This is a genomic window from Streptomyces sp. NPDC057280, assembly GCF_042668605.1.
In the GTDB taxonomy this organism is placed as follows: Bacteria; Actinomycetota; Actinomycetes; order Streptomycetales; family Streptomycetaceae; genus Streptomyces.
Genome location: NZ_JBHUYR010000023.1, coordinates 1 through 6,358 on the forward strand (window position 1 = coordinate 1; position 6,358 = coordinate 6,358).

9 protein-coding genes are annotated in these 6,358 nt (G+C 67.3%); 6 read left to right on the forward strand and 3 right to left on the reverse strand.

The features are described from left to right. Positions 1–58: 58 nt before the first annotated feature. Entirely contained in the window at positions 59–940 is an 882-nt protein-coding gene (locus ACFUO4_RS45620; RefSeq protein ID WP_383497234.1) for a menaquinone biosynthetic enzyme MqnA/MqnD family protein, read from the reverse strand. A 113-nt stretch (positions 941–1,053) separates the two neighbouring features. Then, on the reverse strand, positions 1,054–1,323 hold the full coding sequence (locus ACFUO4_RS45625) for an ANTAR domain-containing protein (RefSeq protein ID WP_383497237.1): 270 nt from the start codon (positions 1,321–1,323) through the stop codon (positions 1,054–1,056). A 213-nt stretch (positions 1,324–1,536) separates the two neighbouring features. Here ACFUO4_RS45625 and ACFUO4_RS45630 point away from each other — a divergent pair, with 213 nt between their 5' ends. Further along, the gene (locus ACFUO4_RS45630) at positions 1,537–1,686 is read left to right on the forward strand and encodes a hypothetical protein (protein WP_383497240.1); all 150 of its coding nucleotides are present in this window, start codon (positions 1,537–1,539) and stop codon (positions 1,684–1,686) included. A gap of 676 nt (positions 1,687–2,362) precedes the next feature. On the opposite strand, the gene ACFUO4_RS45635 is transcribed toward ACFUO4_RS45630, so the two are convergent. Beyond that, positions 2,363–2,785, reverse strand: a complete 423-nt coding sequence (locus tag ACFUO4_RS45635; RefSeq protein ID WP_383497243.1) for a hypothetical protein — start codon at positions 2,783–2,785, stop codon at positions 2,363–2,365. Positions 2,786–3,356: 571 nt separating this feature from the next. Here ACFUO4_RS45635 and ACFUO4_RS45640 point away from each other — a divergent pair. From ACFUO4_RS45640 to ACFUO4_RS45660, 5 genes are all read left to right on the forward strand, one after another. Next, positions 3,357–4,124, forward strand: coding sequence for an SDR family NAD(P)-dependent oxidoreductase (locus tag ACFUO4_RS45640; RefSeq protein WP_079305840.1), 768 nt, complete (start codon positions 3,357–3,359; stop codon positions 4,122–4,124). A 26-nt stretch (positions 4,125–4,150) separates the two neighbouring features. Further along, positions 4,151–4,531 carry a MerR family transcriptional regulator gene (locus ACFUO4_RS45645; protein WP_383497247.1) on the forward strand — a complete coding sequence of 127 codons (381 nt, stop codon included), beginning with the start codon at positions 4,151–4,153 and terminating at the stop codon, positions 4,529–4,531. A gap of 196 nt (positions 4,532–4,727) precedes the next feature. After that, positions 4,728–4,913 (forward strand): KOW motif-containing protein, encoded by a 186-nt coding sequence (locus tag ACFUO4_RS45650; protein ID WP_383497249.1) that lies wholly within the window; start codon positions 4,728–4,730, stop codon positions 4,911–4,913. A 277-nt stretch (positions 4,914–5,190) separates the two neighbouring features. Continuing rightward, entirely contained in the window at positions 5,191–5,439 is a 249-nt protein-coding gene (locus tag ACFUO4_RS45655) for a hypothetical protein (RefSeq protein ID WP_383497252.1), read from the forward strand. A 137-nt stretch (positions 5,440–5,576) separates the two neighbouring features. After that, positions 5,577–6,239 carry an HAD family hydrolase gene (locus ACFUO4_RS45660; protein ID WP_383497255.1) on the forward strand — a complete coding sequence of 221 codons (663 nt, stop codon included), beginning with the start codon at positions 5,577–5,579 and terminating at the stop codon, positions 6,237–6,239. Positions 6,240–6,358: the final 119 nt, after the last annotated feature.

The window sequence follows — 6,358 nt, forward strand, 5'->3', positions numbered from 1 at the left end:
CCCACGGCCTCGGCTGGTGCTTCCCCACGACTGCACCAACGAACCACCACACCGACAGTCACATGATCAACCGACTTCTGTTAGGACCTCTAAGAGGGGAGAGCAGTCGTGACGTACCCGAACGGCGCGCGAATTCGCTCAGTCCCAGCCGTTCCCGTTTTCCGAGGGAGAAGGCCAGGGTCCGGGTGAAGTAGTCCTGCAGCATCGGGGCGGTGAACGGTTCCCAGAGGGCAACCCGGTCGGCAAGCTCGCGGGACTCACTCCGCGCGAGGCCCCGCGCGGCCAGCAGACTGCGGTGCACCATACCGACCATGTCCGGCCGCTGCGCCGCTGTCTCTTTTCGTACCGCCCACACGGCCAGTACGAAAGGCAGCCCTGACCAGTGTCTCCACAGCTCACCCAGGTCGTACGTCCGAACGCCGGCAGAGACGGACGGGTTCATCGTCGCCGCCAGGGCGGCGTCCCCGGTCAGGACAGCGGCGTCGGCAGACTCCAGCATGACTTCCAGAGGCGGCCCGGTCACATACCTCGGAGTGACCCCGTAGCGCTGCTCCAACAGCAACCGGGACATCTGTGCGGTGGTGGGACTGGTCGTGGCGAGTGCGACCGTGCGGCCATTCAGCGCGCTCAGCGGCACTTTCGTGACGATCGCGCAGGACTGGATCGGCCCGTCACTTCCGACGGCGATGTCGGGCAGCATCACGAGGTCATCGCTGTGCCGCAGATACTCGACCAAGGAGATCGAGCTGACGTCCAGATCGCCGGAGAGCAACCGTCCCGTCAGCCGGTCCGGTGTGTCCTGGACAAGGTCGATGTCCAACAACGCGGTGCTCCGCGCCAACCCCCAGAACAGGGGGGTACACGTCAGAAATGCGGAGCGCCCGACCCGCGGTCGCCTCGTCGGTTGACGGATCTGACCGGAGGACGTCATGCAGATCATCTTAAGTACCGCTCTCAACGCCCCGCGGCCGTCTACTCGGAACCGGAGGATATGACACGGTACCCGCGGCCCTCTCTGTTGAGCGCCGTCCCCCTCCCCTCTCTGAGCCGCTGTCATGTCCGCCCCGTCTGCCGGGCCCGCGCCGCTGTCACGAGGTGCTCCTGGAGCCTTTCGGGCAGCGGCTTGCCCCGCGCAGCCGAGGCGACCGCCTCAGCCACCTTCCGCACGCTGGCGTCGGCCCGGCCGGCCACGGCGGCAAGGAGGCTCTTGGCTTCCCGGGGGTCGCAGGCGAAGCCGGCCATCAGCACCCCGCAGGCCATGTCGATCACTGGCTGCTCCTGCATGGCCTGCCTGAGCTGCTCTCTCTCCCGCAGCAGCTCCACGACCTGCTCCTCCCTGAGAGCGCTGCCGGAACCGGTGTCAGTTGCTGCACGCGGGTCGGCTTTGCGTGCACGGTCACGCCGATGGTGGTCCTGGGGAGGCCTCATGCCGCCCGCCTGCCCCGAGACGCCGCCCGCATACCGCCCACCAGGCAGAATCCCCCTGCCGCGCCCCAAAGCGCCCTCGCTCAGCACCTGGTGGGGACGGCATGACCGGTGAGGGCGGGCCCGCAGGCGCGCGCCCGAGGATCGAAGGTCGCCGCCGGCCAGGTCGCCGTGGTGGGACTGCGCGTCAGCCTCGCCGACGACAACGCACAGCTCATCACGGCCCGCGGCCTCGAAGAGGCGGTCCACGCGGCATCCTGACCGCCCTGGCAGGGCTGCGCGACCTGGCTAGGGACAAGCCTGACTCCTCCAGCTAAGGGGCCCCGACAAGGAGTCGGTTGATCATGTGGCTGTCGGTGTTGGCGTTCGTTGGGGTGGTGGTGGGGAAGCGGCGGCCGAGGACGTGGTTCGTCTCGGACGGACTGTGGTTGTTGATCGAGCAGTTGTCGTCCCGACCGGGTCCGAAGTCGGTGGCGGGCCGGCCGCGATTCCGGACCGGCAGACACAGTGCGGGATCCCGTTCGTGCCCGGGATCCAGCGGGAGTAGCTGCCCCAGGAGCTGGGTTCGGCTCGTGTCTGACTTGTTGGCGTCGCCTGGCGGCGTGGAACGAGGCCGGCGTGTGGAATCAGCTGCATCTGGTGCTGCTGAGGAAGTTACGGTCGGCGAAGAAGCTGGACTGGTCGCGGGCGGTGATCGACTCCTCTCACGTGCGGGCGGCCCGGCGCGGCCCAGCTGCTGCCGTTGCTGGCGGACGTCCCGGCCGTCGCCGGCGTCGTGGGCCGGCCCGGACACCGGCCCGACATGCTGTTCGGCCTGGCCCAAGAGGTCGAAGACAGCCTGGCCCACCGCGCCGCGTGAGTCAGCTTCTGAACCGCCACGATGCCCTGGCGCTGATGCTGCCTGACGCGATGCCAGGAGACAGCTTGGAAGTTGACCTCACGACTTGGGGAGTTCCCCCCGCTCGCTGATCATTCGCATCCACCCCTCAAGGGTGGCGAGGAACTCGTCGAGGTCGGAAGTGGTGTAGGAGGCTCCCTCATGGTCCCAGTCAGGGTCGAGGACGACAACGCGGAAGCCGCAGCCGTAATACCAGCCCGCGTCGATATTGATCTCCCGGGCCTGCAGGCCGCCCTTCCGCACCGCCTCCTGCTCGGTCAGCCACGGCGGTCGTGCGGTCCGTGCCCAATTCAGGTCCTCGGAGTCGTTGACCTCGACTCTTCCATCCGGCAGGCGTCGGGCCATCAACGTGTTGTAGATGACGTTCCAGCCCATGGGGACACGCAGCGGGAGCAAACCCCACTCCTCGGAAACAGCCGCGGCCAGGGGGGATTGAGGCGGAAGCCGGAAGATCGCGTCCATGTGCCGTCAGCGTAGTCAGTGGTTACGTCCTTTACACAGGTCGAGGCTCGAAGGAGACCCCAACCCGTGTCGATGTCCGAGCCCGTCGGTGCCGAGCCGCCTCCCTGACGACACGACAGGGCGAACGTGTGTCGCCAGCGCCGACCGCAGCGCGGTCATGCTGTCGTCAACCACGGGGTGGGCTCCGTACGAAGGCGGCGGGGCCTGCGTCGTCGCCAACGGCGCCCCCGACCTTCACTCCATCGAACCCGCTCACCGACGCGCTAGAGACCGCGGCCTCCGAACACACCCGGGTGGTGCTCGACACCTCCTCCAACTCCACCTTCCTGAGCATCCTGCGGAGCACCCACCGGCAGGCCGACTTACGCGTGGCCGACCCCGCCCCGCAACTGCGGCACGGCTTGGAGATGACCGGCCCCGAGACCGTCCTCGACCACGTGCGACTGTCGAAGACACCATCACCTGATCTTCAACGGCACCGCCGGCCGCCCCGGGGAGGTGAAGTGCCATACCCGGTGACCACTGTCTGCCGGACGCCGTTTGACCTTGCCACTGGCGACAGGGTTGAACGATGACGAGCATGAACAGCATCGCACCGCGCACCAGCAGGATCGTCGCCGTCACCGGAGCCGGCACCGGGATCGGCCGGGCCACTGCCCGTGCCTTCGCCGCCGAGGGCGCCCACGTGGTCGCGATCGGGCGACGAGTCGAGCGGCTCGAAGAGACCGCTGCCGGGGATGCCAGGATCACGCCGCTGGCCGCCGATATCACTGCCGAGGGCGAGCCTCATCGGATTCTCCAGGCCGTACTGGAGACACACGGTCGGCTTGACGTGCTCGTCAACAACGCCGGCATCGTACGCAGCGGCGCCCTGGGCACGCTGACGCCCGAGATGATCGAGCCTCAGCTCGCCACCAACCTCGTCGCTCCCATATTGCTGTCTCAGGCTGCGCTGCCACTCCTGGAGGCGTCGCGGGGGGTGATCGTCAATGTCAGTACCTCGGTGGGACAGCGGGCCTGGCCGGGCAGTTCGGTCTATGCGGCGACCAAGACCGCCCTGGAGCTACTGACCCGCAGCTGGGCGGTCGAACTGGCATCCCGGGGGATCCGGGTGGTGGCGGTCGCGCCCGGCGCGGTCGACACCCCTATCGGCGTCCATCAGGGTCTGACGCCGGAACGTATGGCCGCGGTGCGGAAGTGGCAGTTGACACACACCCCCCTCGGCCGGATCGGCCGCCCCGAGGACGTGGCGTGGGCGATCGTCCAACTTGCCGCCCCGGCTGCCTCGTTCGTCACCGGAGTCGTACTCCCGGTCGACGGCGGAGCGGTCGTGGCGTGATAGGAGTGGCCCGGGAGGTGGGAGGGGTGCGGATCGGTGAGCTGGCCAAGGCGACCGGGACGACCGCTCGAGCGCTGCGGCACTACGAGCAGGCCGGGCTGATCTCTTGCGAACGGGCCGCCAATGGCTACCGCGTCTACGACGAGCGGGCCGTGGTGCGAGTGGGCAACATCCGTTACCTGTTGGCCGCCGGACTCACCCTGGACGACGTGCGGGTGTTCCTGACATGCCTGGACGGCGACGTGGCTGCGGCACCGCCCTCGGACAGGGGCCTGCAGGTCGCACAGGAACGTCTGGCAGTCCTCAATGAACGGATCGCCGCCCAGACCCAGGCCCGCGACCGACTGGAAGCCGCGTTGCAACAGGCAGTCGAGAATCCGGGCGCCACGGCACCCACACCGTACTGAGGTCAGTCGATCAGCAACTCGTCAGGGGCGACACGGAGACCGTGTGACAACAGGTGCCGCGCATCGGAAATGACTGAGGTGAGCCGCGAGCGATCAAGCAGCGCCGCCGTCCGTGCTTGAATACGACCGGCTCGCAGAGTGTGCATCCTCGGTCTTCTTTGGCAGTTGGCGTCGATGACGCCTGGAGAGAGTAGGCATGGTGGAAGAGGCGAAGGTTCGGACAGGCGACGTTGTGCGGGTCACCGGAGGACCATTCGCTGGCTTCAGTGGCCCTGTCGGAACCGTCGACCTCGGTCGTGGACGTGTGCGGCTGACCGTCGACATCATGGGTGACGTGAGCACGATCGACGTGCCCTTGTCGGATGTTGTGAGGACCGACTGAACTCGTCGTTGTCACGTTCGCCTCATCGCGAGCGGTACTGAGCACGCAACGTTCTCGGTCTCGGGAGCGAGAAGACCGCCGATGGCGAGGGCGGACCAGCCGATCGAGCGCATGCGGATGCTGGAGTGGGAGATTCATCGCCGTCCACCCAACCGATGCAGACTGACCACCCGACATCGGGGGGTGACATCAGTCCTGTGCGCCGGGGGTGTCGCCACCCCGTTTGGCGTTTCCTGGCGACCTTTCGGTCGTTGACGGGCGTATGACGGCACGGGACATGGACACAGATCCGGATGCCTGCGCACAGCTGACCAGCGCGTACCGGCTGGAAGACGAGGTATGCATCTGGTGCAGCATCCTGTTCGGCACACGCAGCACATCTACGGCCGCCGGATGCTGCCACGAACGCCCTGACGACCGGTCCGGGTGGGCGCAGTGGATGGGCCGCATCCGCATGGTCATAGGGCTGGTAGCCGTTCTGGTCATCGCCTCCGCCTTGATCATCGCGGCGACGCGCGGCGTGTGAGCCGCAGCGGGTACACGCTCCCCGGGCGATGACCGCGTTCGGGAGCAAAACGGCTGCCAAGGCGTGTATCGGATACAGCCGGGGGTGCCCGGTGCTCCCCGGGGTGGCGTTTTGCGAGGCAGTGGCATCCTTGGGCGGTGTTCTCATCCGATCACGCGGGCGCTGTGTTCTTCGATGTCGATGGCACCCTCGTCCCCGGCACGAGTTCGTCGGTCTTTCTGGCTGGCTTCCTGGGCCATCAGGAGGAGTTGGCCAAGGCCGAGGACGCCTATGCCTCCGGCGCCCTGGACAATCGGCAGGTCTCTGAACTGGATGCCGCGGGCTGGGCAGGGGTTTTCGAAGATCAGGTCTCTGGCTGGCTCGACAGGCTTCCCCTGGTCTCGGGCATCACTGAGACCGTGACCTGGTGTCGACGCAACGGGTTGGTGCCCATGCTGGCGACTCTCGCCTGGTCGCCAGTCGGCAGCTACCTGACTGATCGCTTCGGCTTCCATGGGTTCAGCGGCCCTCGGTTGGAGACAGCCGAGGGCCGGTTCACGGGCCGGGTGGCCTGTCACTTCGACGAGTACGACAAGCGGGATTGCGCTCTCGCGCAGGCGCGGGAGCTGGGGCTGGCTTCCCGCTCGTGTGCGGCCGTCGGGGACAGCCGCTCCGATCTGCCGCTGTTCGCGTCTGTCGGGTTGAGCGTGGCGTTCAATGCCTCGGCAAGAGCGCGCGAGGAGGCGACCGTCACGGTGGACGACGACGACCTGCGGGGCGTGCTTCCGGTCTTGAGCCGCCTGGTCACAGCGACTCGTTGATGGCCGCGATGACGACGGCCGCCTCTTAGAGGTCCTAACAAAGGCGTTGGACGTGGCGGTGTGTGATGAGGCAGGTGGCGATGCCGAGGAAGGCTTCGTGGATGTCGTCTCGTCTCTCC

What these genes read in the sequence shown, in the direction of transcription:
- ACFUO4_RS45620 (WP_383497234.1), bottom strand. Translation starts at nt 940, where the DNA reads ATGATCTGCATGACGTCCTCCGGTCAGATCCGTCAACCGACGAGGCGA.
- ACFUO4_RS45635 (WP_383497243.1), bottom strand. Translation starts at nt 2,785, where the DNA reads ATGGACGCGATCTTCCGGCTTCCGCCTCAATCCCCCCTGGCCGCGGCT.
- ACFUO4_RS45640 (WP_079305840.1), top strand. Translation starts at nt 3,357, where the DNA reads ATGACGAGCATGAACAGCATCGCACCGCGCACCAGCAGGATCGTCGCC.
- ACFUO4_RS45650 (WP_383497249.1), top strand. Translation starts at nt 4,728, where the DNA reads ATGGTGGAAGAGGCGAAGGTTCGGACAGGCGACGTTGTGCGGGTCACC.
- ACFUO4_RS45655 (WP_383497252.1), top strand. Translation starts at nt 5,191, where the DNA reads ATGGACACAGATCCGGATGCCTGCGCACAGCTGACCAGCGCGTACCGG.